General features: G+C 66.0%; 21 protein-coding genes and 1 pseudogene. 12 read left to right on the plus strand and 10 right to left on the minus strand.

Going from position 1 to position 26,458, the window contains the following annotated elements; genetic code table 11:
• Positions 1-116: 116 nt before the first annotated feature.
• The gene (locus B5X82_RS21920) at positions 117-968 is read left to right on the plus strand and encodes an aldo/keto reductase (protein WP_079650320.1); all 852 of its coding nucleotides are present in this window, start codon (positions 117-119) and stop codon (positions 966-968) included.
• Positions 969-991: 23 nt separating this feature from the next.
• Here the strand turns inward: B5X82_RS21920 and B5X82_RS21925 are convergent, their stop codons facing one another.
• Positions 992-1,951, minus strand: a complete 960-nt coding sequence (locus B5X82_RS21925) for a sugar phosphate isomerase/epimerase family protein (RefSeq protein ID WP_079650321.1) — start codon at positions 1,949-1,951, stop codon at positions 992-994.
• 233 nt (positions 1,952-2,184) lie between these two features.
• On the opposite strand from B5X82_RS21925, the gene B5X82_RS21930 reads away from it, so the two are divergent.
• Positions 2,185-2,592 (plus strand): Dabb family protein, encoded by a 408-nt coding sequence (locus tag B5X82_RS21930; protein ID WP_079650322.1) that lies wholly within the window; start codon positions 2,185-2,187, stop codon positions 2,590-2,592.
• Positions 2,593-2,608: 16 nt separating this feature from the next.
• Here B5X82_RS21930 and B5X82_RS21935 read toward each other — a convergent pair whose 3' ends face one another.
• The 4 genes and pseudogenes from B5X82_RS21935 to B5X82_RS21950 all read right to left on the minus strand — a co-directional run bounded on the left by B5X82_RS21935 (position 2,609) and on the right by B5X82_RS21950 (position 8,144).
• Complete coding sequence (locus B5X82_RS21935; RefSeq protein WP_079650323.1) at positions 2,609-3,439, minus strand: 3-keto-disaccharide hydrolase; 831 nt, start codon at positions 3,437-3,439, stop codon at positions 2,609-2,611.
• Positions 3,439-5,595: a TonB-dependent receptor gene (locus B5X82_RS21940; protein WP_079650324.1), complete on the minus strand. Its 2,157-nt coding sequence runs from the start codon at positions 5,593-5,595 to the stop codon at positions 3,439-3,441. Before B5X82_RS21940 ends, B5X82_RS21935 begins: the two co-directional genes overlap by 1 nt.
• Before the next feature lie 307 nt (positions 5,596-5,902).
• Positions 5,903-7,584, minus strand: a pseudogene (locus tag B5X82_RS21945) (FAD-dependent oxidoreductase).
• A complete protein-coding gene (locus B5X82_RS21950; RefSeq protein WP_176152668.1) occupies positions 7,581-8,144 on the minus strand; it encodes a gluconate 2-dehydrogenase subunit 3 family protein in 564 nt (187 codons plus the stop codon). The pseudogene B5X82_RS21945 and the gene B5X82_RS21950 overlap by 4 nt, the downstream one beginning before the upstream one ends.
• A 302-nt stretch (positions 8,145-8,446) precedes the next feature.
• On the opposite strand from B5X82_RS21950, the gene B5X82_RS21955 reads away from it, so the two are divergent.
• Complete coding sequence (locus B5X82_RS21955; protein ID WP_235862766.1) at positions 8,447-9,568, plus strand: Gfo/Idh/MocA family protein; 1,122 nt, start codon at positions 8,447-8,449, stop codon at positions 9,566-9,568.
• 17 nt (positions 9,569-9,585) lie between these two features.
• On the plus strand, positions 9,586-10,644 hold the full coding sequence (locus B5X82_RS21960; protein ID WP_079650327.1) for a sugar phosphate isomerase/epimerase family protein: 1,059 nt from the start codon (positions 9,586-9,588) through the stop codon (positions 10,642-10,644).
• A 51-nt stretch (positions 10,645-10,695) separates the two neighbouring features.
• Here the strand turns inward: B5X82_RS21960 and B5X82_RS21965 are convergent, their stop codons facing one another.
• Positions 10,696-12,072, minus strand: a complete 1,377-nt coding sequence (locus B5X82_RS21965; protein ID WP_176152669.1) for an MFS transporter — start codon at positions 12,070-12,072, stop codon at positions 10,696-10,698.
• A gap of 232 nt (positions 12,073-12,304) precedes the next feature.
• Between B5X82_RS21965 and B5X82_RS21970 the strand changes: the two genes are divergently transcribed.
• Both B5X82_RS21970 and B5X82_RS21975 read left to right on the plus strand, forming a co-directional pair.
• Complete coding sequence (locus B5X82_RS21970) at positions 12,305-13,318, plus strand: LacI family DNA-binding transcriptional regulator (protein WP_079650471.1); 1,014 nt, start codon at positions 12,305-12,307, stop codon at positions 13,316-13,318.
• 410 nt (positions 13,319-13,728) lie between these two features.
• Positions 13,729-14,520: an aldolase gene (locus B5X82_RS21975; protein ID WP_079650329.1), complete on the plus strand. Its 792-nt coding sequence runs from the start codon at positions 13,729-13,731 to the stop codon at positions 14,518-14,520.
• Between the two features lie 10 nt (positions 14,521-14,530).
• Here the strand turns inward: B5X82_RS21975 and B5X82_RS21980 are convergent, their stop codons facing one another.
• Together B5X82_RS21980 and B5X82_RS21985 are read right to left on the minus strand one after the other, a co-directional pair.
• Positions 14,531-15,472 carry an alpha/beta hydrolase gene (locus B5X82_RS21980; RefSeq protein WP_176152670.1) on the minus strand — a complete coding sequence of 314 codons (942 nt, stop codon included), beginning with the start codon at positions 15,470-15,472 and terminating at the stop codon, positions 14,531-14,533.
• A 17-nt stretch (positions 15,473-15,489) separates the two neighbouring features.
• Entirely contained in the window at positions 15,490-17,823 is a 2,334-nt protein-coding gene (locus tag B5X82_RS21985; protein WP_079650331.1) for a TonB-dependent receptor, read from the minus strand.
• Between the two features lie 173 nt (positions 17,824-17,996).
• Between B5X82_RS21985 and B5X82_RS21990 the strand changes: the two genes are divergently transcribed.
• From B5X82_RS21990 to B5X82_RS22005, 4 genes are all read left to right on the plus strand, one after another.
• Positions 17,997-19,106, plus strand: coding sequence for an acetamidase/formamidase family protein (locus B5X82_RS21990; protein ID WP_079650333.1), 1,110 nt, complete (start codon positions 17,997-17,999; stop codon positions 19,104-19,106).
• Positions 19,107-19,228: 122 nt separating this feature from the next.
• Positions 19,229-20,173 (plus strand): helix-turn-helix domain-containing protein, encoded by a 945-nt coding sequence (locus tag B5X82_RS21995; RefSeq protein WP_079650334.1) that lies wholly within the window; start codon positions 19,229-19,231, stop codon positions 20,171-20,173.
• Positions 20,174-20,411: 238 nt separating this feature from the next.
• Complete coding sequence (locus B5X82_RS22000) at positions 20,412-21,128, plus strand: alpha/beta hydrolase (protein ID WP_176152671.1); 717 nt, start codon at positions 20,412-20,414, stop codon at positions 21,126-21,128.
• Entirely contained in the window at positions 21,125-21,559 is a 435-nt protein-coding gene (locus tag B5X82_RS22005) for a RidA family protein (protein WP_079650336.1), read from the plus strand. The genes B5X82_RS22000 and B5X82_RS22005 overlap by 4 nt, the downstream gene beginning before the upstream one ends.
• On the opposite strand, the gene B5X82_RS22010 is transcribed toward B5X82_RS22005, so the two are convergent.
• Both B5X82_RS22010 and B5X82_RS22015 read right to left on the minus strand, forming a co-directional pair.
• Positions 21,556-22,602, minus strand: coding sequence for an aromatic ring-hydroxylating dioxygenase subunit alpha (locus B5X82_RS22010; protein ID WP_079650337.1), 1,047 nt, complete (start codon positions 22,600-22,602; stop codon positions 21,556-21,558). The genes B5X82_RS22005 and B5X82_RS22010 overlap by 4 nt on opposite strands.
• A 59-nt stretch (positions 22,603-22,661) precedes the next feature.
• On the minus strand, positions 22,662-24,809 hold the full coding sequence (locus B5X82_RS22015) for a TonB-dependent receptor (RefSeq protein WP_079650339.1): 2,148 nt from the start codon (positions 24,807-24,809) through the stop codon (positions 22,662-22,664).
• Between the two features lie 203 nt (positions 24,810-25,012).
• Here B5X82_RS22015 and B5X82_RS22020 point away from each other — a divergent pair, with 203 nt between their 5' ends.
• On the plus strand, positions 25,013-25,408 hold the full coding sequence (locus B5X82_RS22020; RefSeq protein ID WP_235862767.1) for a RidA family protein: 396 nt from the start codon (positions 25,013-25,015) through the stop codon (positions 25,406-25,408).
• Positions 25,409-25,436: 28 nt separating this feature from the next.
• Positions 25,437-26,444, plus strand: coding sequence for an aromatic ring-hydroxylating oxygenase subunit alpha (locus B5X82_RS22025; RefSeq protein ID WP_079650343.1), 1,008 nt, complete (start codon positions 25,437-25,439; stop codon positions 26,442-26,444).
• Positions 26,445-26,458 lie beyond the last annotated feature (14 nt).

Consider the following 26,458-nt stretch of genomic DNA (forward strand, 5'->3'; position numbering starts at 1 on the left):
GACGCGGTGCTGTGCGTCGGCGGCAGCTGGATCGTCCCGCCCGGCAAGCCCGACACCGCAGAGATCACACGCCGCGCCAGGGCAGCCGCGAAGCTTACCAGCTATCGAGGGGCACGATGACATTCCACCCTCTGGCTTCGGACATGGGCTGGGGAAGCTGGCGGCTGTGCGAGGACGGCAGCCATCCGCTCGAACGCATCGATGCCGCGATCGAATCCGGCTTCACCTTGTTCGACACCGCCGACATCTATGGGGCGGATACCAAGGGCTTCGGCGCCGCCGAAGAGCTTCTGGGCCGGATGCTGCGCGACCGTCCGGGCCTGCGCGATCAGATATGCCTGGCGACCAAGGGCGGCATCCGCCCCGGCTTCCCCTATGACAGTTCGCGAAACTATCTGCTGGATGCCGTGGAAGCTTCGCTGCGGCGCCTGCGCGTCGAACGGATCGACCTGTATCAGATCCATCGCCGGGACTGGCTCACCCCACCCGACGAACTGGCGTCGACGCTGGACATGATGGTGGACAGCGGGAAGGTCGGGGCCGTCGGCGTGTCCAACTATGCGCCGTCGGAGCTCGCAGCCCTACGGAGCTTCGCCAGGACGCCGATCCTGACGACGCAACCCGAATTCTCCCTGTGGCATCCCCAGCCCCTCCACGACGGCACGCTCGACGATGCGATGACGCACGGGACGACCGTACTCGCCTGGTCCCCTCTCGGGGGCGGACGGCTGACGCGTTGCACCGATCGGCTGGGGGAGACCCTGCATGCACTGGCCGAGCAGCAGAATGTCGACTCGGCCGCGATTGCCCTGTCCTGGGTGATGGCACATTCGGCCGGAGTGATCCCGATCGTGGGTTCGCAGTCGCCGGAGCGGATAAGACGGGCCGCCGATGCCAGGAAGGTCCTATGGACCCGAAACGACTGGTACCGCCTGCTGGAAGCGGCGATCGGCCAGAAGCTTCCCTGAAGCGCCCGGCCGATCCGCCTCGATCATTTGAAGCCTTGCTTCAGCAGATAGCTGGCGCTGTTCCTGAGCGCCGTCTCAGGATCGGCGACGGTATCCTGCTCGACAAAATAATGCTCGACCCCGGACTTCTCGGCCATGGCGAGGACCGCCGGCAGGTCGATCGCGCCATCGCCCAGATAGGTCATATAGGGGAACAGCTTGATCCATTGATCCGGCGTACCGCCGTCACCTTCGAAATGGTGGATTTCCTTCATGTCCTTCAGGTGGATCATCTTATAGCGGCCGCTGTGGCGCGTCAGCAGATCGATCGGATCCGCGCCGCCGGCAACGGTCCAGTACAGATCCAGCTCCAGAAAGACCCTGGCCGGATCGGTGGCCTTCAACAGGAGTTCGAGCGGCACCTGGCCGTCGATCGGCTTCAGGCCATAGCCATGATTGTGATAGGCGAATTTCACGCCATGCTTGATGGCATTCGCCCCGACCTGGTTGAAGATATCGGCGGTACGCCTGTAATCGTCGAGCGTCTGGCGATGATCGGCCGGGATCGACGGGAGGGTGACATAAGTGGCGCCCAGTTGATGGGCGGCCTCCGCCAATGGCCCCATCCGGCCTTGCAGCGTCAGCAGGTCGGTGTGCATCGACGGGACGGAAATACCGTTGGCCTTCAGGATCGTGCGCGCCTCGGCCAGCGTCTTGCCGAAGAAACCGCTGCCCGAGAAGCCGAGGTCGGGCGTGATGCGCTTCCAATGCGCGATCTGCGTGGGATCGCTGAACGTATAGGGGCCGTAGGTCTCGACCTCCCGATAGCCGAGCTTGGCGAGGAAACCGATGGCCTTGGCAAAGTCCTGCTCCAGCATCTTGGGAATCGAGAAGAGCTGGACGCCGAAATGCCTTGCCCGATCGCGGGCGAGCGATGGCGCAGTACCAAGCAGCAGGGCTGCCGCGCCGGCGTTGGAGAGGAAGTGCCTTCTGTCCATCATCATCGTTCGGCTCCCTAAAACCCGTCCGACCATCAGGCGCCGCTGTTCTGCCGCACGCCCGATGCGTCTGTCCATGCCATATTCCCATTGGCATATGTAATCGTTATCAACGTCTATTGGCTTGGCGAGAATGTCAATATCTCTCGATATTTTAAAGTCATCACAATTCTCGGCTCATTGACATTCGCGATCTGCAAGCCAACGATAGTAATCGGTTACATCATGGAGATAGGCCGGTGAAGGAAAGAGCCCATGGAAGGATCATCGGCGCGATCGTCGTCGGCCTGGCCGCTGCCAGCCTGATGGCCACGCCCGCCCGTTCGGCCGAGCTTCCCCAGAAATTCGTCCATCATGTCTATTTCTGGCTCAAGCAACCGGACGACGCCAGCGACAGGGCACGCCTGATCGACGGCCTCAGGAAGCTGGCGGCGGTCAAGACGATCCGATCCCACCATATCGGCATCCCAGCGGCGACCGACCGCGAGGTGATCGACCGTTCCTATGCGGTGTCGTGGATGCTGACGTTCGACAGCAAGGCCGATCAGGATGCCTATCAGGTCGATCCGATCCACCTGCGCTTCGTCGACCAATGCTCGCCGCTCTGGGCGCGTGTCGTCGTCTATGATTCCGAAGCGATCGAATGAACGGGATCTCCACCCGTCAGGGCGCGTCGCCAGCCAGTTCCAATATCTCGATACGACGGAAATCGATCGGATGCCCCTCGCCCTGGAGCGAGATATAGCCTGAGGTCAACCCGACCGAGCGGGCGCCGCCCGCGAGATAGAGCGGCATGGCGGTGAGGTCCGTGGGATCCAGCTCCGGCTTGTCGAAACGGATCACCTCGACACCGTCGACCTCGACGATCGTAGGGCCGCCGGATCGCACCTCGATCTCGACATGGACCCAGCCCTCGCCCGCATAGGGACGCGAGACGGAGAGGACACAATGGCTGGTCACGCGCTGGCCGCCCACCGCCACATTGGTGCCCGGCGTGCAGATATTGCCCGTCGTGCGCTGGTCGGCTCCCTCGCCGTTGAGCAACTGGATCTCGATCGAAATGGGAAAGGGCTGGTCGCGGCCGATCGTCTCCGGCGCCTGACCATAGATCATCACGCCGCTGTTGCGCTTGCTCCATGGCGGACCGCCCGGCGTATCGACGCCGACGAAGCGATAGTCGAAGCGCAGCCGATAGCTCGAGAAAGGCTGCCGATAGATGAGATGCGCGAACTCGTCGAAGAAGCTGCGGTAGCCGTCATAGCGGACGTGGAGGACTCCGTTGCTCGCCACGAAAGTGCCATGGGCGTTATCGCCCAATGGATGATGGTTGATCTTGGCGACCCAGCCGTCGAGATCGTGGCCGTTGAACAGCGGCCGCCATCCGGAAGCCTCCGGCGCGGCATTCCCCAGCGCGGCCAGGGCGGCCAGGGCACATGATGCCCTGGCCGCCCGGCTACCTCGCCGCCACTTTCGCGAAAGCGACAGGAGACCCATCAGAAGTTGTAGGTGAGCCGTGCGCCGTAGGTCCGCGGCGGAGCCAATTGATAGGTATAGGCTCCGAACAGGCCGCTCGCCGACGCCGCGGTGATCACGATCTTGTTCTCGAGGTTGCGGACATAGCCTTGCAGGCTCCAGCGATTGTCCGAGGCATTGTAGGTCAGCATCAGGTCGGTGCGCGAGAATTTGCGGTTCCGCTCGCGCTCGAAATTGGTGAAGGCAAGATAGGACTCGCTCTCATAGTGGGTCTGGATGCGCGGCGTCAGCGTGCCCTCGCCCAGAGCGAGCTCATATTGGAAGCCGGCGCCGAGCTGCCATTTGGGCGAGCTTGGCGGCTTGTTGCCGGCATATTGGACGTTGCCGACCCGGAAATCGATGAACTTCGCGTCCAGATAGGCGATCGATCCGTCGAATCGCAGCGCCGGCACCGGTTGCGCCACCGCCTCGACCTCGACACCCTTGATCCGCGACTTGCCGGCGTTGAAAATGGCGGTGAAGCCATTGTTGAACTGGCTGATCTGCTGATCCTTGTAGTTGTAGCGATAGGCCGAGACGTTGAGCTGCAACCGGTTGTCGAGGAAACGGTTCTTCGAACCGATCTCGTAGGAGGTGATGTTCTCCGGGCCGTAGGGCACGTTGCCGATATTCTGGACGTCGCTGAAGCCGCCCGCCTTGTAGCCGGTATCGCGCTTCACATAGAGCAGGTTGCGCGGGGTGAACTGCCAGTTCACCGCGAAATGGGTCGTGGTCTTGCTGCTGCTCGCGTTCACGTCGGTCGGCACGTTGCCGACGCCGGTATAGGAAGTGCCGGTGGTGTTGGAATAGCCGCGACGCGCCTTGTAGTCCTTCGAGTAGCGGATGCCCGCCTCCAGCGACAGGCCGGGGACGACCTCATAGGAGGCCTGCCCGAAGACCGCCTTCGACCGCGCGATCACGCTCGGATAGCGGAAGGAGAAACGCGCCACCGGCTGGCCCGGAGCGATGGGGTTGGTGAAGCTGGAGAAGTCGGTGTTGGTGTTGTTCTTCTCGTGGAAATAGAAGACGCCGGCCTGCCACTTGAACGGGCCGTCGCCGTTCGAGGTCAGCCGCGCCTCATGCTGCCAGTCGCGGGCATCCTCGCTCGGCAGGAAATAGGCATCCGACTTCACGACACCGTCGAGATCGCGGACCTGGCGATATTTCTGGTTCCGGAAACCGCCGAGATAGGTGAGCGTGGCGATCCCGAAATCATAGGTCGCGGTGAGCTGGATCGACTTGTTGGTGCCGTTGATGCTTTGCCGCGGCGAGCCGAGAACCGATCCGTCGCGGTCGATGGCGGGGCGGACATTGTTGTTGACCGGGCCGTTGAACAGCACGCCGTAGAAGGTCGGGCCGACGCCGTCGATGCTGGTGGTCTGCGCGGAAAGCAGGAAGGACAGACGCTCGGTGGGGTCGAATTTGACCTGGAAGCGCGCGGACACGGCGTCGGCGTCGTCGCCGTCCTTGCCCGCATAGTTGTTCTTCCGATAGCCGTCGCGCTTCTGCATATAGACCGACGTGCGGGTCTGGAGGTTGTCGGCCAGCGGGATGTTGACCGCAGCCTCGGCGGTGATCAGGTTGTAATCGCCGACGCCGACCGTGGCGAACCCGCCGAATTCCTTGCCCGGCTTCGCCGTGATGAAGTTGATCGCGCCGCCCGTCGCATTGCGGCCGTACAAGGTGCCCTGCGGACCGCGCAGTACCTCCACGCGCTCGAGGTCGTAGAGCGTGTCGTTGAAACCGAATGGACGCTGATAATAGAAACCGTCCGTGGCGATCGAAACCGCGGGGTCGCCAATCTCGGTGGTGTCGCGGCTCGAAACGCCGCGGATCGTGATGATCGTGTTGACCGAATTCTGCGCGAAGTTGAGGCTCGGCGTCAGCGACGACAGATCGACCAGGCTGTTGACCCCGTTCCGCCGGATCGCGTCCGCATCCAGGACGGATACGGCGATCGGCGTCTTCTGGACGGTCGTCTCGCGCTTTTCGGCGGTCACGACGATCTCGCCGATGCCGCCCTCGTCGACGGCGGCAGCCTCCTGGGCCATGGCAGCCCCCGGCATCACCACAGCCATCACCATCGCGGCGCCGGCGAGCAGCCCGCGCTTGCCGTCGAACGACTTGAAGCTCTTCATAAGGTTCCCCTTTCCAACCCTGATAAAATCAAATCGATGGGAAGCGCCATGGCGGGCCGATCGAAATCCGTCCGATACCGGCAGGCCCCGTCCGCGACGGGCTCTCCGACTCATCCGTTCGACTGAGATTCGCGTCCCGTTCATGCCCCGCGCCTCCTCCCTACACATGGTATCGATTACATTTTTAGCCCGGAACCGAGCGATATTTTCTCGTCCATCTGCCAATGTCAGCTAATCAACGCGGCAATGGTAACGATTACATCTCCCATTTTACCGCAGAATGGAAGCCCCATTTTCCATGAAGCGCCTATATTGTGTTTTGCCGGACCCGCTCGGCGGCATGAGCCGCCGCGCGTGCCGTCAACGCCATGTAGGTGAGCGACGGATTCTGGCAGGCCGACGACGCCATGGCGGCACCGTCGGTAACGAATAGATTGGCGACGTCGTGCGCCTGATTATGCGCATTGAGCACCGACGATGCCGGATCCTTCCCCATACGGGCGCCGCCCATTTCATGCACGGCGGTGCCGCCAGGCCCCGGGTCCTCCGAATAGCTGACCAGCTTCGCGCCGAGCAGCGCCACCATCTCCTTGGCCTCCTGCCCCGCCTTCGCCAGCAGCCGCCGCTCATTGTCGCCATAGGCGAAGTCGATGCGCGTCTGACGGATGCCGAACGGATCGGTCATCGTCGGATCCAGCGAGATACGATTGTCCGCGCGGGGAAGGCATTCGGCAAAGGCGCCGAGCAGGAAATTCCATTCGCCCGGCGCGTGCAGCTCCTGCTTGAACGCCCTGCCCACCCCGGCCCGATTGGCCCCCCGCGCCCAGCCACGACGGTAGGCGCCGCCCTGATAGGAATAACCACGCGCCGGATCACGCTGCCGATTGTCGAGGTTGTAGTAGCGCGGAACGATGATGCCGTTCGGCCGATTGCCGAAATAGCCATGGTCGAGAAAGCCGGGCACTTCGGCGACGACCGACATCGCCAGGGCGTGATCCATGAAATAGCGTCCCAGAGCTCCGCTACCGTTGGCGAGCCCGTTGGGCTGATCGGCGCTCGCCGAGCGCAGCAGCACGCTCACGCTGTTGATCGTCCCGCGCAGAGGAACACGACCTTCGCGGTATAGGTCTTCCGCTCCCGCGACGCGGTGTTGAGCACCCTCACGCCGGAGACGCGCCGGGTCTTCGGATCATAGTCGAGCGAATCGACGAGGCTGTCCGTGATCAGGGTGAGCCGGCCGGTCGCCCGCGCCGCCGGCAAGGTCGAGCTCTGCGTGCTGAAATAGGCGCCGAACGAACAGCCTCGCGCGCATATGTTGCGATACTGGCAGGACGACCGCCCTTCCTTCTCCTCGGTCATGTTGGCGCTGCGGCCGATCACCAGCTTGCGGTCCGGATAGGCCGTCTGGAGCCTGGCCTTCAATGCCAGCTCGACCGCATTCATCGCCATCGGCCTTTGGAACTGCCCGTCGGGAAGCTGCGGCAGCCCCTCCCTCGACCCCGAAACGCCGATGAACTGTTCGACATGGTCGTACCAGGGACTCACATCCGCATAGCGGATCGGCCAGTCGCAGCCGTGGCCATCCGCCGCGTTGGCGCCGAAATCGAGATCACTCCACCGATAGCATTGCCGCCCCCACAGCAGCGACTTGCCGCCGAGCTGGTAGCCTCGCCGCCATTGGAACGGATTCTCCGCCGTCGTCTGATAGGGATTTTCCCGGTCATTGACGAAATGGTGATAGGTCCATTCATTGAAGGACATGCCCTTGCTCTGGATCGCATAGTCGCGCGCGAACAACTGGGCATCGCCCTGGCCGCGATATTGCAGCTCCCACGGCGCCAGCATCTCCGTCTTATAGTCGACCTGATGCTCCACCATCGGGCCCCGCTCGATCAGCAGGACGGTCAGGCCACGCTCCGTGAGCTCCTTCGCGGCCCATCCCCCGCTGATCCCGGAACCGACGACGATCGCGTCGAACTGCGTGCTCATGACGGAACCACTTCCTTCCTGATCGACAGGCCGGTCCAGTCATTGGAAAGCGCCCGATACTGTTTGCCGGTCGGGATATTGGCGTCGTAGCGGCCGGGTACGAGCTGATAGTCCAGCTCCTCCGATCCGCCGGCCTCGCCGGTATAATAGCCCACGAGAAGCAACGTCTTGGTCATGCACCACGGGCTTTCCCCCGCGGTGCCCGGCCGATAGCTTTCGGCATCGAGCGCGGCGACCAACGCCTCCTGCCGAGCCGCCGGAAGACGCAGGAAATCGCCGCCCGCGCGCGCATCCAACTCGGCTTGCAGACGCGCGAACAGATCGGCCGGCACGTCGAACAAGCCCTTCTCCACGGCGCGCGACACGAAGGCGAAAACCTCCGCGGTCCCTGCCCCGGGGGTTTCGGTGGCGGGGATCACGATCTCGCCCAGCCGCCGAACCAGCGGCGACGCCCCCGCATCGGCAGCGACCGGGCCGGCAAGCAGCCCGGACGTCCAGACGGCACCCAGCAGTACACCGGCGGCGCCCATGAAACCGCGGCGGCCCAGCGGCACGCACATCAGGCTCTCGAACGAAGGGAAAAAGGGATCCTCTGCCATCCGCGTTCCTGTTTATCCGACATGGGCGGCAAGCATGCGGGCCGAAGCGGCCGGATCGCACCCCTGACGATCTTTATGAAACCGATTTCATGATGCGTCCACGTAAGCTTTCTGTCAAGCATCCCCTATTTATCGCGATTTTCTGACAATATCCGCCAGCTAATTCGACGACACAAAGCCTTTCCTATCGCAACTATTGTAATTGTTTACATAGCCTCGTAGAGGGAAGCTCAGGAAAGGGGTTAGCCATGAATCCGGTACGAATGGCCATGATTGGAGGCGGTCCGGGCTCGTTCATGGGGCCGGTCCACCGGCGCGCGGCGTCTCTGGACGGCCTCGTACGGCTGGTCGCGGGAGCTTTCAGCCCGGACGAGGCGCGAAACAGGCTCGCCGCCGAGGAAGCGGGAATCCCGGCGGCGCGCAGCTCGACCGATGCGATCGCGCTGCTCGATCGCGAAGCCGCATTGCCCGAGGATGAGCGGGCGGAGCTGGTCAGCATCGTCGCGCCCAACCACGTCCATGCGGAGGTCGCGGCAGCGGCCCTGAAACGCGGCTTCGCGCTGTTCTGCGAGAAGCCGCTCGCGCGCGATATCGCCGAAGCCCGCGAGGTCGTCGAACTGGCCACGTCGCAGCCGGGCCGAGTCGCGATGGCCTATACCTATCAGGGCTATCCGATGGTCCATGAGGCGCGCGCGCTGGTCGCGGCCGGGACCATCGGGGATTTGCGGCGCGTCTCCGCCAGCTATACCCAGGGATGGCTTGCCGAACGCGCGGAGCAGCACGGCAATGCCCAGGCGGCGTGGCGCACGGACCCCGCCCGTTCGGGAAGCAGCGGCTGCTTCGGCGACATCGGCGTACATGCCCAGACCATGATCGAGTTCCTGTCGGGCGAGCCGATTGCCGAGGTGATGGCCGACATCCAGGTCGCCGTACCGGGCCGGCGGCTCGACGATGACGGCGGCCTGCTGTTGCGGATGACGGGCGGCGCGCGCGGCACGCTCGTCGCCAGCCAGGTCTGCGCGGGCGAGCAGAATCGGTTCGAGGTGACGCTGTTCGGTTCGAAGGGATCCCTGCGCTGGGCACAGGAGCAGCCGACCCAGATCGTCTTCACCGACGCGGCGGGACGCGCGACGATCGTGTCGGCCAATCCGGCGATGATGATCGACCCGGCCGCGCGCGCGGCGCTGCGGCTGCCGGGCGGCCATCCCGAAGGCTATATCGAAGCCCTGGCAAACCTGTATCGTGCCTTTGCGTGGAGACTTCGGGGCCTTGGCGAATGCCCCCTCCCCCTCCCCGGCATCGATCGCGGCCTGAGCAGCCTCGCCTTCATCGAGGCCGTTCTCGAAAGCAGCCGAACCCGCGGCTGGGTCGCGGTGAAAAGCTGATCCCCCTGGAGTCGGACATGCGCACCATCAAAGGCCCCGCCCTCTTTCTGGCCCAGTTCATGGGCGATGCCGCGCCGTTCGACCGGCTCGAGGCGATCGCACCCTGGGTAGCCGACTGCGGCTACGTTGGCGTCCAGCTTCCCTCCAACGACCCGCGCTGCATGGATCTGGCGCTGGCGGCGGAAAGCGATGCCTATTGCGACGACCTCAAGGGCCTGCTGGCGGATCACGGCCTGGTCGTCACCGAGCTTTCGACCCACATCCAGGGCCAGATGATCGCCGTTCATCCGGCGATCCGTCCCTTGTTCGAGACATTCCTCCCCGAACCGCTGCGCAAGGCATCGGATAGCGAGCGGCTGGAATGGGCGACCGACCAGTTGCTGCTCGCCGCCCGTGCCAGCCGGCGCCTTGGCCTCGACGCATCGGCGACATTCTCGGGCGCCTTGCTGTGGCCCATGGTCTATCCCTGGCCACAACGGCCGGCGGGACTGGTCGAAGAGGGGTTCGCCGAGCTCGCCCGCCGCTGGACGCCCATCCTCGATGCCTATGAGGATGCGGGCGTCGATCTCTGTTACGAAATCCATCCCGGCGAAGACCTGCACGACGGGGCGAGCTTCGAGCGCTTCCTCGATGCGGTGGGCCATCATCGCCGCGCGTCGATTCTCTACGATCCGAGCCACCTGCTGTTGCAGCAGCTCGACTATCTCGCCTTTCTCGACCTCTATCATGACCGCATCAGGATGATGCACGTGAAGGATGCCGAGTTCCGGCCCGATGGGCGCAACGGAGTCTATGGGGGCTATCAGGGCTGGACCGATCGCGCGGGCCGCTTCCGGTCGCTGGGCGACGGGCAGATCGATTTCGGCGCGATATTCTCCAAGCTCGCCCAATATGACTTTGCCGGCTGGGCCGTGGTCGAATGGGAATGCGCCCTCAAGGATTCGGCGGTCGGCGCGCGCGAGGGCGCGGCCTTCGTCAAGCGCCACATCATTCCCGTCACCGGGCATAGCTTCGACGATTTCGTCGGCGGCGGCGTGCGGGACGATCAGCGCAATCGCCGGATACTCGGCCTCTGATCCCACCTGGCTCGCCACCCGACCACGCCCGGGCGGCCAGGCGAAAAAACCTCAGGCCGAGACGTTCCCGTCGAGCCGCGCGCGCGCCGCCTGGACGGCATAGCCGCCGTTCCGCCGGTCGTTCAGTGCGACCGCCCCGAGCAGCAGGCAGACCAGCGCGGCGAACGGCACCAGATAGCGGAAGGACAGCAGGCCCGAGCGGTTCTCGCCGGCATGGAGCAGCGGCCCGGCGGTCGCGGCGATGCCCGGCCCTGCCTCACCCGCCGTGGCGCGGCGCAGGAAGTCGCGTGTCGCCTCGGGCGATGCGCGCCCTTCCACGATCGCACGGGCGGCGCCCTTGAGCGGACCGGCCTGCCCTTGCGCATCGGCGGCGACGGCGCGGACGGCAGCCGGAGGGATGGCGTCGAGCAGATGCGAGTCCGCGACCCGGCCGAGCAGCGGGGTCGTCACGACCCCGACGGCAAGCGACCCGACCGCCGCCATCAGGCCGAGCCCCAGGGCCCCGGTGCGCGGCGCCCGCTCCGCGACGAAGCCCATCATCGTCGGCCAGACGACGGAGATGCCGATGGCGAAAACCAGGGCGGCGACGACGGTCTGAACCAGCCCCTGTGCGAAGCTCAGCCCCAGCAGGCCGACCCCGGCGACCGCGACGCACCCCGTCAGCAGCACCGGCGGCGAGACGCGATCCAGGATCGCATGGGCATTGGCACGGGTGAGCGCCATCACCCCGTTGATCAGCACGAGAACGAGGATGCCCGGCAGGCCCCCGGCCTCCAGCACGGCGGGGATCCAGCGATTCGGCCCCAATTCCAGGCTCATCGTCATCATCATCAGGATGAGGAACAACCAGAGGATCGGCGTCGATGCGACGGCCTTGAACGCATCGGCCAGCGGCGCTCCATGCTCGGCCGCCTCGGTCGGCGGGAAATGGGCGCGCCAGAGAAGCGCCGCATAGACAAGCGTCGGCACGATCACCGCGATCAGCTTCACCCGCCAGTCGACCGAGAGCAGATCCAGGCCCCAGATGGCGAGCCCGCCGATCACGATGCCTCCCGGAAACCAGAGATGGAGGCGGTTGAGCATCGCCGCCTTGCGGTCACGATACAGCGTGGCGACCAGCGGATTGCACACCGCCTCGACCATGCCGTTGGCGACGGCCAGCACCAGGGCGCCGGCGAAGAGCCCTGCGAAACTCCCCGCGGTGACGAACAGCAGCACGCCGCCGACATGGCCGAGGCAGGCCAGCCGCATCAGGTTCCGCATGCCGAACACGTCGCACAGCGAGGAGAAGCCGATCTGGGAGATCGCCATGCCCCACAGCGCGGCGCCGCCGATCAGGCCGACCTGGGCATTGTCGAGCAGGAACTCTCCCTTGAGGTCGTACATCACGCCGCTCATCGCGGCAAAACTGAACGCCAGGGCCGTCACGGCGGCACAGCTACCGGCGAACAAACGCCCTCTCGACTCCGTCCCCTCCATTCGACGACTCCCATATTTATGTAATGCTTTACAGAACGAATTGCGCATGCCATCGCTTCCGTCAAGCCTACTTCTCCAAGCGTTGACTTTCTCACGGATTCGGTGGCCACTGCCCTTCAATGCCGCTTTGATCCGCATGTGGGATCCATTACATGCGATGTCCGGGTCGGCTGGAGGGGCAATGAGTACGATCAAGATGGTTGCGGCCCGCGCGGGCGTTTCGACGGCAACCGTGTCGCGCGCGCTGAGCAATCCCGACATCGTCGTCCCGGAAACGCGGGCCAAGGTGCAGGCCGCGATCGAGGAACTCGGCTACGCCCCCAATTTCGCGGCGAAGAGCCTGCGGATGCTGCGCACCTCGAAGATCGTCATGATGGTGCCCGACGTATCGAACCCCTTCTTCTCGGAGGTTCTGCGCCGGGCCGAGGACATGGCGGAACAGGCCGGCTATTCGGTGCTGCTCGGCGACACGCGCGATGACGCGAACCGGGAGGCCCAGTTCGCCGACATGCTCCAGCGCAAGGAGGTGGACGGGGTGATCTTCCTCGGCCACCGCATGCCGGTGACGCTGGTCAACGCGGTCAAGGACAAGGGACCCCGGGCGCCGATCGTCAATAGCTGCGACTTCTCACCGGCCTTTGGCGTTTCCGGCGTGCATATCGATAATGTCCGCGCGGCGCAGGAGGCGATGGCGCTGCTCCAGTCGATGGGCCATCGGCGGATAGGCATCGTCACGGGGCCCGTCGAAAGCAACATCACCAGCGACCGGCTGACCGGCGTGCAGCGCGCCGCCGAGACTCCGGGGCGCGAGACCGAGCTGCTGATCCGCCATGCGGATTATACGATCGAGGCGGGGCAGCGCGAGACCGAGCGCCTTCTCGCCCTGCCCGCGCGTCCGACCGCGATCTTCTGCTTCAGCGACGAGATGGCGGTGGGGGCGCTTGCCGCGTGCCGCGCTTATGACCTCCAATGCCCGCGCGACCTGTCGATCGTCGGCTTCGACGACATCCGCTACGCCCGCTATCTAGATCCGCCGCTGACGACGGTGCGGCAGCCGATGGAGCTGATCGGCAAGACCGCGGTCAGGCTATTGCTCGCCATCATCGATGGCACCGCCACGGAAACCCGGATAGTAACGCTCGATCATGAACTGGTCGTGCGCGGCAGCACCGGTCCGGCCCCTATATTCCGGTAACTCGACCCGTCATTCCCTGCTTCTGACTGAATGTCCGCGCCGAAGCCGGTGCCCCGGCCACCGACTGAGACGGCTTTGCGGCCACCTCCCGCCGTGGCGATCAGCTCCATCGCGCGATTTCGTGGTGATCAGAAGGTGTTGGTTAGTTACACGCCGTCATTTAGCTCGGTCAGGCCCGATATTTCCCATCTGATCGCGCAACTGGGAACGTTCGAGCGCGCCGCCGCCGCCATCTACAGGAACGATCGGCCATCGACCTTGTTCGCGTCGGTCGCCAGGCACATCCATCCCCACCGGTTGCCACTCGGACCACGGCGCGTGGACACGTCGCACGTGCATATTTCGCTCGCTCTCTCCGACCAAATCCATTAAATGTCCTTTGGACAACAAGATGTCTAAGGAGTTTCTGGATGACGATCGGGTATGAAGGTCTTCGAGAGGACAGTGCGACGGTGGTCGCACGCACCTATGGCGACATGGAACGCCAGATCGTCGCGGGCGGGTTCACCCTGAAGGAGAAGATCGCCCTCGCCTGCCGTTTCCTGGCCGATGAAGGGCATGCCATGTCGCTGGCCGGCCAGATCAGCGTCCGCAACGACGACGGCAGCTTCTGGACCACCGGCTTCGCGCACGGCTTCGCCGACACGACCGCCGGCAACCTGGTCCGCGTCAACGCCAATCTCGAAGTGCTCGAGGGGGAGGGCATGGCCAATCCCGGTGCCCGCTTCCACAGCTGGATCTACGCCGCGCGGCCCGATCTGCGCGCAATCGTCCACACCCATCCCCCCCACGCCTCGGCGATCGCGATGGCCGGCGAACGGCTGGTGATCAGCCATATGGACATGGCGATGCTGCACGACGAGATCGCCTATCTCGACCGCTGGCCCGGCGTTCCGCTCGCCAATGAGGAGGGCGAGATCATCTCGACCGCGCTCGGCGACAGGAACGCGATCCTGCTCGTCAACCATGGCGCCCTCGCCGCCGGCGGGACGGTGGAACAGGCCACCTTCCTGCTCGCGTCGATGGAGCACGCCGCACGCCTGCAGCTTCTCTGCCGGGGTGCCGGCTATCGGCCCATAGCGGTGGCGGACGATCTCGCCGCGGACGCCAAGCGCTTCATGACCAAGCCGAAATTCATCCAGGCGACGTTCGACTATTGGTGCCGCCAGACGCTGCGCCGCCATCCGGAGGTGCTGGGCTGACGAGCGGCCCTCATGCGACGAGCCGGCCCAATGCGCCGGCCATCGCCCGCACCGCACGGTCGGCCTCGACGCTGATCGCATCGAGCAGGTTGAAGCCATGGACCAGCGTCGGGAAATGCAGATGCTCGACCGGCGTTCCGGCGTGGGCCAGCGCCTCGGCATAGCCGATCCCGTCGTCCCTCACCGGATCATAGCCGGCGGTGGCGACGATCGCGGGCGCGAGCCCCGCAAGGTTCCCGAACATCGGCGAGGCCCGCGGATCGGTGCGGTCGATGCCGGCCGGTAGATATTGATCGGCATACCAGCGTATCTCGGCATCGGTCAGGAGATAGCCGCTCCCCAACCGCTCGCGCGATCCCCCCGGCGGCGGCGGGCTGGCGAGGTCGGTCGCCGGGCAGATCAGCAGCTGCCCGGCCAGCCCGACCCCCGCCTTCGCTGCCGCCTGGGCCGCGACGGCCGCCAGCGCCCCGCCCGCGGAATCGCCCCCGACCGCGAGCCTGCGTGGATCGAGGCCCAGTTCCTCCGCCCGCGCCCGCACCGCTTCGAGAGCGGCGACGGCATCCTCGGGCGCAGCCGGAAAGGGGTTTTCGGGGGCCAGCCGATAATCGACCGAGACCACCGCGCAGCCCACCAGCGTGGCAATGCGCCGGCAGAAGACGTCATGGCTTTCGATGTCTCCGACCACCCAGCCGCCGCCATGGAAGAATACCAGCGCTGCCGATGGCCGCTCTCCAGCCGCCGGGCGATAGATGCGGCCGGCCAGCGGAGGCGCGGCACGAAGCTCCATATCCCGTGTCTCCACACCCTCGACGGGCGGCCGCCCGGCGTTGAAGGAGGCCAGCATCGCGTTGATGCCGGCCCGCATGTCCGCGGCGGTGAGCCGTCCGAAATCGGGCGGCCCGGCGGCATTGGCCCGGTCGAGCAACGGCTGGATCTGCGGATCGACGGCCATGGCCTTCCCCTGGGAAGCTAGAAGCGGTAGCGCGCGGTGATCCCCCATTCGCGCGGCCGGTTGTAGCTGGTGTTGTAGAAGCCGAGCGCCTCGACGGTAAAGCCGTCGGTGATCACCCGCTTGTCGGCGATGTTGTTGACGAAGCCCGCAAGGCTCCATTTCCCGAAGTCGGCGGTCAGCCGCGCGTTGAACAGGCTGTAGGCGCCCTGCGACAGGACCGGCGTGTTGACCGCGTCATTGTAGGTGCGGGTCCGATAACTCCAGTCGCCGAAGAAGACGAGCTGGCCGAAACCGGTCGGCAGGCTGTACTGGCCGCTGGCGTAGGTCGTCCACTCGGGCGTCTTGAGCGGCTTGGACGTGAAGGTGAGGCCCGGCACGTTGCCGAGCTTGCGATAGTCGAAATCGGTGTGGCCGACCGACGCGGTCAGTTCCAGCTCGGGCACCGGCCGGGCGGTCAGCTCGGCTTCGAAGCCCCGGATGCGTGCCTTGCCGGCATTCTCCGTCGCGACGACGAGAATGCCGTTGGACACGGTGTTGGTGCGGAGCTGGATATCCTTGTAGTCGCCATAATAGACGTCGGCGTTGAAGCGCAGACGCCGGTCGAACAGGGTCGTCTTGAAGCCCAGCTCATAGGAGGTGAGCTGTTCGGGCTTGAAACTGTGGAGCCCCTCCGCCTCCGACGTCGGCCGGCCGTCGAAGCCTCCGGCGCGGAAGCCTTCCGAATAGACGAAATAGGTGAAGAGGTCGTCGGTGACCTTATAGTCGATGCTCGCGCGCGGCGAGAAATCCGAATAGGATTCCTTCACCTTCGATCCCGGCGCGATCACGTAGCTGTTCGACTGGACGCGCAGCACGCTCAGCTCGGACCGCTTGGTCTCGTCGGTGTAGCGCGCACCCAGCGTCAGGGCGAGCCGGTCGGTGACGTCGAATGTCGCCTGACCGAACGCCGCGTAGCTGGTCGTGCGATAGGTGGTGTCGAGATCGAGGTTGAGGTCGAGCCCCAGGTTGAGCGGATTGCCGAAGCCGCCTGGCGCCGTCGGCGCCGACAGCGGGGAGCCGTCGAGCGGCCCCGGCAGCGCCTGCAACGCCGGATAAAGGCCGGTCAGCAGCCGCGCCTGGTTGAAGTCGTTGGTCCGTTCCTTGAAGTAGAAGCCGCCCACCACCCATTTCAGCCGCTTGTCGAAGCCGGTACCGGAGAGCTGCGCCTCCTCGCTGAACTGGCGTTGATGGTCGCGGTTGCGGGTCGAGGCATAGTCGAGCGGCGATCCGTCCTGGTCGACGCCGAACAGCGAGAAGATCTTGCGATAAGCCGTGATCGACTTGAACTCGACCGGCCCGAGGTCGACCGAGACGATCGCCGACGCCCCCCACGCGTCGAGCCGATTGTCGGTCAACCCGGTGCCGTAGCTGGTGTCGGGATCGGGCGACAGGTAGCGCTGGTCCCACGGCGTCCCCGCCGGGCCGCCGACCAGCGCGTTCCACAACGGCGCGGCGCTGTTGACGGTGTCGATGAAGGCGTTGACGATCGGCGGCGATTCCTGCCGCTCGCGGGTCTTGTCGTAGCTCAGCAGGATGTCGATCCGATCGCTTGGCTTGAGGTCGAGCGAACCGCGGACGGTGAAGCTGTCCTGGTCGCCGGGCCGGCGGCCGATCGACCGGCCGGTGGCGAGGTCGAGCCGGCGGCCATAGGCATCGGCGTTCTTCGAGGAGAAGGCGATGCGCGCGGCAGCCTTGTCCTCGGCGATCGGCAGGTTGACCGCGCCCCGCAGGTTGATCCGATCATAGCGGCCGAACGTGCCCTCGATCGTCCCGCCGAAATCGTTGCCGGGCTTGGCGGTGATGAACTGGAGCGCGCCGCCGAGGGCGTTCTTGCCGAACAAGGTCCCCTGCGGGCCGCGCAGGATCTCGACACGTTCGATGTCGAGCAGGTCGAACACGCCGCCCAGCGCGCGGGCATAATAGACGCCGTCGATATACACGCCGACGCCGGGGTCGGACGCGGCGAGGAAGTCGAACTGGCCGATGCCGCGGATATAGAGCTGGATGTTGCTGGTACCGCCCGATCCCGCGCCGCCGCTGGTGGTCGACAGATTGGGCGTGGCGCCGCCGATCGCGGCGACGTCCGCCATGCCGCGCTGATCGAGCGCGTCGCCGGTCAGCGCGGAGATCGAGATCGGCGTCTCCTGCAAATTGGTGGCGCGACGCTGCGCGGTCACCGTGATCTCGGCGATGCCCTCCACCGCATCGGGGGCGGCGGGCCCGTCCTGCGCGTGGACGGGCGCCGCCAGCAACGCCGCGCAGGCGGCCCCCAGCAGCAGCGGACGGTTCGAAACGGCGGAAGGAAGAAACATGGTCGGCCCCCTTTTTCGGCTTATCGGGACAAGCCTATGCGCTTTTGCCGGCCCATGTTTTGGCGCAGCGGACAAAAAACTTTCGCCAGTCCGCCGCCGGTGCGGTTGCGGGGTGCCAAGCCGCCGAGGACGCGTAGAGATCGCCCCATCCAACCGGGCCGGGAGACGATCACATGCCGCATCACCATATTTCCGTCGATCATGGGCACAGCATCTGCGACAAGCCCGGATGCTCCCATAATCGCTGGCATCCGCTGATCGAGCCGGCGCTGCGCATCGCCCCGGGCGACACGGTCGAGATCGAGACGCGCGACTCCCTCGATGGCCAGATCCGCCCCGGCATGAAGGCCGGCGAGATGGTCGACGTCGTGCTGGACCGCGCGCATGTGCTGACCGGTCCCGTCTTCGTCGAGGGGGCCGAGCCCGGCGACCTGCTCGTTGTCGATATCCTGGAGATCGCCACCCCCGATTACGGCTTCACCGCGCTCTTCCCCGGCCTCGGCCTGTTGCAGGACCGCTATCCCGGCCCCTTCCTGCTCCATTGGGAGCTGGGACCCGACCATGCGACCTGCGACGATCTGCCCGGCATCCGCATCCCCGCGGCACCCTTCATGGGGGTGATGGGGCTCGCCCCCAGTCTGGCGCGGCTACGCGCGGTGAACCGCCGGGAGGCCGATATCGCCGGCCGGGCGCTGGTGCTGCCGCCCGAGACGAACTTCGCCGTCCCGCCCGATCCCGCGATCGCGGGCGAGGCGTGGCGGACCGTCGCCGCGCATGAGACGGGCGGCAATATGGACGTGCGGCAGTTGGTCGCGGGATCGACCCTCTATCTTCCGGTCGAGGTGCCCGGCGCCCTCTTCTCGGTCGGCGACGCCCATTTCGCGCAGGGGGACGGCGAGAGCTGCGGCACCGCGATCGAGACCTCGGCGACGATCACCGCCCGCTTCGGCCTGATCAAGGGCGAAGCCGCCCGCCGCCGCCAGCAGAGCCCTAGCTACCGCTGTGCGGCGTCAGAGACGCCCGGCATCGGGGCCGCCGGCTGGTTCGCGACGACCGGGCTGCCGATCGACCCCGCCGGCGCAGTCGGCCCGATCGATGCGACGCTGGCGGCGCGCAATGCCGCCGCAGCCATGGTCGATGCGCTGGTGATCGAACGCGGCCTGACCCCCGAACAGGCCTATTGCCTGTTCAGCGTGGCGGGTGATCTGCGGATCAGCTCGATCGTCAACACGCCGCACGCGCTCGTGTCGGCGCTGCTGCCGCAAAGCATATTCACGCCTTGATCGCCCGCGGAGATCATGAGACAAGTTGTTGCCCATATGGCCACCGCGCCGCCGGGCCAGGAACGGCCACTCCGAACGGCCGCCGGCGAGACGGGGAGGCACGTTCGCAGGGGGAACCGTCGATGAGCCATGCCGCGCCGACTGTCGCAAGCACGATCGAAAGCCACGGCCTCGATCATTGGCACGAGGTCGTCTGCCGCAAGCTGATCGGCATCGAGGTCGTTCCCGAAAAATCGGCCAGCTTCGACGGCCGGTTCATGATGATGCCGATGGGCGACGCCACGCTCGCCCATGTCGAGGCGACCGCATTGACCGCCTACCGGTCCGAACGCCGCATCGCCGACGACACGGAGCCGGGCTTCCTGATCAACGTGCTGCTGTCCGGCCATGGCCGCACCACCCAGTGCGGCAACCATTCCGAGCTGCGCGCGGGCGACATCTTCATGCAGGACACCGCCCTGCCCTACAGCCTGGAGCTCGGATCGCGCGCCGCCTTGCTGACGTTGCGCGCGCCCCGGCCGCTCATCCTGCGCCACCTCACCCCGTCCGAACGGATGTGCGGCATCCCGCTGGCACGCGATGGCATGGCGCGGGTCGCGGTGGCTTCGCTGATCAGCCTCGCCGACGTCGCGCCGATGATCAGCGATGCGGAACGCGAGATCGCATTGGGCAGCATCCTGCCGCTGCTCGCCGCGGCGTCGAGCACGCTGTCGTCGCGGGCGAGCACGCCCTCGCACATGGGCTATGCGCGGGCGAACCGCTTCATCGAAACCCACATCAAGGAGCCCTCACTGGGCACCGCGACGGTGGCGGCCGCCTGTGGCATGTCCGCGCGGCAGCTCACCCGGCTGTTCGAAGCGGAGGGCGAGACCGTCTCGCGGGTGATCCTGCGCCGGCGGCTCGAACGCTGCCGGCTCGACCTGCTCTCGCCGACCCTGGCGCACCGGACGATCGGCGAGATCGCCTTCGCCTGGGGCTTCAACAATCTCTCCCACTTCAGCGAGAGCTTCCGTCGCGCCTATGGTTGCTCGCCGCGCGCCTATCGCCAGCGAGGCTGCGCGCGCTGAACGGAATTGGCCGGCGGACCGTCCGCCGGCCGATGGTCTTGGAACGTCATCGGCAACCATTGCCTGATGAGCAAATAAATCTGCCTTGCTGCCTGACAGATTTCATTGTGAAAACCACTGCTGACCGCTATGATCGAAGAATCGACGAGGAATGGGCTGGCCCACCGGGCGGGCTGATCGCCCGCTTGTGAAATGCCCACCAGACATCCGATTGATACATCCTCGGGGAGGACAGAGCTTGGCAGCGCGAATCCCGACCATCCTTCTCATCCACGGATCCTGGCTCGGCGGCTGGTGCTGGCGCCCGGTCCGCGATGCGCTCGCCCGCAAGGGCCTGGCCTCCTCCGCGCCGACATTGACCGGTCTCGGCGATCGCGCTCATCTTGGCGGCCCCGCGACCGGCCTCCAGGCGCATGTCGCCGACGTCGTCGAGCATCTGCATTTCCTGGACGGCGACGACGTCGTCATCGTCGGGCACAGCTATGGCAGCGCCGTCGCCGCCGAGGTCGCGGCGCTGCGGCCCGACCTCGTCCGCCTGCAGATCGCGCTCGACGGCTTCACCCTCGCCCCGGGTCAGTCGGTGTTCGGACGGCATCCGGAACTCGAACCGCTGTTCGCGGCGCTCATCAGCGCCGATGCGCCCGACCTCGTCCAGCCACCCGACAGCGCCTTTCTCGGCCTGCCCGACACGGCGGATACCGCCCGGCTGATGGCGAGGCTGCGGCCGACGCCCGCATGCGTCAACCGCGAGGCGCGTCGTCCGGGCCAGGAGCCGGCCGCCTGCGAACGCCATTATGTCCGCTTCACCGGCTTCCCCTTCTTCGAGGAAACCGCCCGCCTCGCCGCGGAGGCCGGCTGGCGGACCAGCGCGATCGATGCCGGCCACATGGCGATCGTCACCCATGCGGAAGCGGTCGCCGACCGGATCGCCGCCATCGTGGCGGGGCGGGCATGACCATCGGCCGCGACCGCCGCGTGCGCCGGATCGACCCGCCCACCTTGGCTCCCCCGGTCATGGACCTCTATGCCCAGATCGTGGTCGCGTCCGCCGGGCGGCTGGCATTCGTCGCGGGGCAGGTGGCGCTCGATCCCGAGGGCCGCCTCGTCGACGCGGGCGACCATCGCGCCCAGGCTCGGCAATGTTTCGCCAACATCCGCGCCGCCGTCGCCGCGGTCGGCGCGACGCCCGCCGATATCGTCCGCATGACGATCAACGTCGTCGATTACAGGGCCGAACTGATCGGACCGATCTTCGAGTCCGGACGCGAGATATTCGGCGACGAATGGCCGATCACCGCCAGCATGTTGCTGGGGGTCGCCGCGCTTGGCCTGCCCGAATGGCTGATCGAGATCGACGCCGTCGTGGCGCTGCCCGACGAGGTCTAGCCGGCCACGGCCGTGACCGGCTTCGGTGCCGTCTCGGCCTTGATCGCGCTTTCCAGCGCCCGGCGCACCATCACCGCGCCGCGATCGAACGGCAGGATGGCCGGCCGCAGCGCCCAGAAATCCTCTCCGTCCATCGATCGCTCGATCGCCTCCAGCATCCACCGGTCCTCGCCGTCGAAGATCGCGGTGATCCCGGCCTGGATCTGGTCCGACAGCTCGGCGTCGTCGGCGCGGAAGTTGCGGGCCGCGGCCCAGAAATAATGGGCGGTCGTCTCGGTTTCGGGGGTGACGAGATGGGCGACGCGCGTCGTCAGGCCATCCTCCCGCCTGCCGCCGACGGCGGTCACCCCGGCCTCGACGCTGAGCAGCCCCGCCATCTGCCAGCGCGACGCCGCCCAATGGTCGACCGGATCGTCATGATTGCCCAGGAACTCGCCGAACAGGAAGGACGGCTTCCCGGCCGGTGCCCAGCTTTCCACGCGGATGCCGTCGCCGTCGCGCCAGACCCGCGGCACAGCGCGGGTCAGCGCTTCGCTGGCGAGGGTGGTGCCGTGCAGGATGGCGGTGTGCGCCGGGTCCATGAGATTGTCGATCACCAGCCGGTAATCGCAGGCCAGCGGCATATAGCCGCGCGGCAGGACGGACAGGTCGATGGCGTCGAGATAGGCATATTCGCCGTCGCCGATGTCGTCCGTCGCCAACGCCGCCTCGCCCATCCAGACCCAGATGAGCTTGTGTCGCTCCCGCGCCGGAAAGGCAGGCGTCGCCACGTCGGGCACGCTGCCGTCGCCGTGCGGATTGTGGACGCACCGGCCGTCGGCGCCGAAATGCAGGCCGTGATAGGGGCATTGGATGGCGTCACCGATCCGCTTGCCCAGGCTGAGCGGCGCGAAGCGATGCGGACAGCGATTGGCGATCGCGCGCGGCTGCCCCTGCCCGTCACGGAACAGCGCCAGCTCGCGGCCGAGCACCTTCCGCGCGAGGAAGCCGTCGGCGATCTCGTCGCCCCAAGCGACCGGATACCAGGCATTCTGAAGGAACATGCTCTCTCTCCTCGTCGGTCGGCCGGCGCGGCCGGGAGGGCGACCTCCCGGCCCATCGCCTAGAAGCGATAGCTGAGCTCGATACCGTAGGTGGAGCCGACCGGCGGATAATAGGCGTCGATGCCGAGCGGATGACCCGAATTGGTGAAGGGTTGATAGTCGGCGGTGACCTTCTGGTTGAGCGCATTGTGGACCCAGCCTGTCACGCTCCACCGCCCCTCCCCTCCCTCGATGCCCGCGCGCAGATCAACGAGATCGATCGAGGGGCGACGGTAGCGGTTCTCCAGGTCCCAATAATAGCCGCTGGTGAAACGATATTCGGGCCGGACGAAGAGGTTGAGCCCGTCGCCGACGGGTATCTCGGCGTCGAAACCGATATTGGCGGTATAGCGCGAGATGCGCGGCGGCCGGTTGCCGATATAGTTGACCGGGGCGCCATAACCCGGCGGCAAGGTGAAGCGCACCACCTTGGGATCGGTGTGGCCGAAGCTTCCGGTGAAGGTGAAACCGCGGACGAGGCGGACCGCCCCGGCAACCTCGAAGCCCTCGATCCGGGTCTTGTCGATGTTGATGCCGACATTGGTCGCGCCGCCGCCGTCGAAGATCTTGAACTGCCCGTTCTTCAGATCGGTGCGGAACAGCGCCCCCTCGATCGACACCGTTCCGTCGAGCAGGCGCGCCTTCGCCCCGACCTCGTAATTGGTGGCGACCTCGGCGGCGATGACCGGGTTGCCGAAGCTCGACCCGCTGGCGTTGAAGTCGCCGCTGCGGAAGCCGCGGCCGACCGAGCCATAGACCATCACGCCCGGCACCGGCTTGAAAGTGAGCGTGCCCTTCGGCTGCCATTTGGCGAAGCTCGCCTTCTGGCTGCCGCCCGTGCCGGGGAATTGTTGCAGGCTGTCGTCGTCGTAACGGGCCGCGACCGCCAGCTCCAGCGTCGGCAGCAGGTCATATTCGACGTTGGCGAAGCCCGACCAGGTCTCGTAGCGGTTGAGGTCGTTGCTCCTCGCGATCAGGAAATCGGCCTGGGTGGGCGCCGGGGTGACGCCCAGGAAGAAGGGATCGGCGAAGATGTCGGCGCCCAGCCGCCGCTTCGAGCGGACATGATAGCCGCCGAATAGCCAGCGCAGGCTGCCGCCGGTCGGCGAGGCGAACCGAAGCTCCTGCGAGAAGCCGCTTTCCTGCTGCCGCTGCTTCACCGCGAAGATGTCGAGCGCCGAGAAGTCGAAGTCGGCCGTGATATCCTCACGGACATGGACATAAGCGAGCGTCGCGATCAGCGTGCCGAAGCCCGTGTCGTAGATCGCCCGCCCCGACAGGTCGTGCAGCGTGCGCGGATTAGTGCCGACCCGGTTGGAATCGAACGGATCGGAGCTGATCCGCGGATTGCCGGAGCGGCTGGTGACATAGGCCGGGTCGCGGCCCTTGGCGTCGGAATAGGTATATTTCAGGTCGAGCTCGAACCCCTCGGCCGGCGTCACCACCGCGCGCAGGCGGCCGGTGAAGTCCTTCATCTTGTCCGAATATTCCCCGGTCGTGACGTTGCGGACCTGGCCGCGGCGATCGGTGAAGGAGACGCCGCCCAGCACCGAGAGGAGGTCGGCCACCACGGGTCCGCTGACCATCGCCTTGGCCTTCCACTCCTCGCCCCGGCCGTAACCGGCCATGACCCGCGCATCGAAGTCGTCGCCGGGCTTGAGGCTGCTGATGTTGATCGCGCCTGCGATGGCGTTGCGGCCATATATGGCGCCTTGCGGCCCCTTGAGCACCTCCACCTGCTGCAGGCCGAACTCGTCGACGTTGAACTGGAGCGGCGAGATGGTGAGCACCCCGTCGACGACGATCGCGGCGGGCGGCGGGGAATATTGGCTCTGCCCCTGCCCACGGATGGTCAGGAAGTTGGTGCCCAGGTTGAGCGCGTTGTCGAAACTGACATTGGGGGAGAGGTTGGCGATGTCGCCGACCCCCTCGACCCCCGAGCGGGCGATGTCCTCGGCGGTCAGCACGGTGATCGCGATCGGCACTGACTGGACCGACTCGTTGCGCCGCCGGGCCGTGACCAGAATCTCGGCCGAGGCATCGCCGGCCTCCGTCGCCGCCGGGGCCACCCTCTCGGCCGCCGCGAGGGCCGGAACGCTCCAGGTAAAGGCCATCGCGATCAGCGCGCTTCCCGCCATGAACTTCCGGACATGCGATGCGTGTCTCATGATATCATCTCCCTTTTGACCCGACGCCGCTTATATTTTGTCAGGCTGTCAGACAGATTATCCTAGATTCGCCGATTGGCAAGCCCCTGCCGCAGCAAAAGACAACAATTTGTCCGTGCGGCAGGAAAAATGACGACACGCCCTGTCCTTCGTTGACATGGGCCAATCGAATCTGTCAGACAGCCGGACAAATGGAGGCGCAGATGACCGATCGATTCTATATGCCGGAATGGCAGGATGCACAGCGGCAGCTTGGTTATGCGCAGGCCGTCCGCCATGGCGACATGCTGCGCATCGCCGGCACCGCGAGCATGGGCGAAGGATTCATGCCGTTGCATGCGGGCGACTTCGAGGCTCAGCTCCGCCATGTCTATGGCGCGATCGCCACGACGCTCGACCATTTCGGCCTTGGCTTCGATGCAATCGTCCGGGAAACGATCTACGTCACCGACATGGATGCGCTGGCGGCGGCGCTGCCGCTGCGCCGCTCCTTCTACGGCGACGGCCCCTTCCCCGCCGCGACGGCGGTCGAGGTGCGCCGCCTCCTGCTTCCCGAGCTGCTCGTCGAAATCGAGGTCGACGCCGCGCTGCCGGCCTGACCTGCTCCTCATTAGAAAGGCTTCATCCATGGCAACCCTCGTCAAGCCGGCCGATCCCGCCGCCCGCCGCCGCACCCTGGGGCCGCAGGTCCCGCTGGAAGGCGACGACGGCCTCTACACCCAGGCCTGGTTCCCGATCTGCATGAGCAGCGACATCGCGCCGGGCGAGGTGAAGGGCTATCCCTTCCTCGGCGGCCGCGTAATCGCCTTTCGCGGGGAGGACGGCGTCGCGCAGGTGACCAGCGCCTATTGCGCCCATCTGGGCGCCGATCTCTCGATCGGCCGGGTCGTCGGCAACCAGGTCCAATGCCCCTATCATCTGTGGGAGTTCGACCGTGCCGGAAGCTGCCGCAAGACCGGCTGCGGCGATCCCGCCCCGGCCCGCGCCAGCCTGTTCGCCTTCCCGACGCTGGAGAAGCATGGCCTGATCTGGGCGTTCAACGGCGATGAACCGCATTACGACCTCCCCGACTGGCCCTTTCCCGAGGAGAATCTGCTCGTCCAGACGCAGGAATTCCCGGTGCCGATGGCCATCGATCCCTGGATGATCTGCGCGCAGACCCCGGACATCCAGCACATCCGGCTCCTCCACAAATTCACGGAGATGCCCGGCGGCATCGGCACGAACATCGAGTGGACCGACCACAGCATGTTCTACCAGCTCGATGGCCTTTGGGGCGGGCGCCACATGAACGTGCGCGGCGGCATCATCGGAACGTCGATCTTCTTCCAGACCGGCACGCTCGATGGCCGCTGGTTCGGCTTCCTCGCCGCCTTCGGCCTGCCCGCGCCGCGACAGAGCCGGATGTTCTCGGTCTTCGCCGGCGAGCGGACCGACGATGACGCCGAGGTCCGTGCCTTCCTGGACCAGTGTCACCAGTTCGAGACCGCGATCGCGATGGAGGACTCGGCGATCGGCCTGACGATCCACTTCAAGGTCGGGTCGCTGACCCGCGCCGACGCCACCCTCGCGCGCTATCTCGACATGGTCCGACGTTGGCCCCGCGCGCATCCGTCGGCGGAGTTCATCGACTGACCGTCCCCTGAGCC

Origin of the sequence: Rhizorhabdus histidinilytica, from assembly GCF_900167915.1 — a bacterium.
In the GTDB taxonomy this organism is placed as follows: Bacteria; Pseudomonadota; Alphaproteobacteria; order Sphingomonadales; family Sphingomonadaceae; genus Rhizorhabdus; species Rhizorhabdus histidinilytica.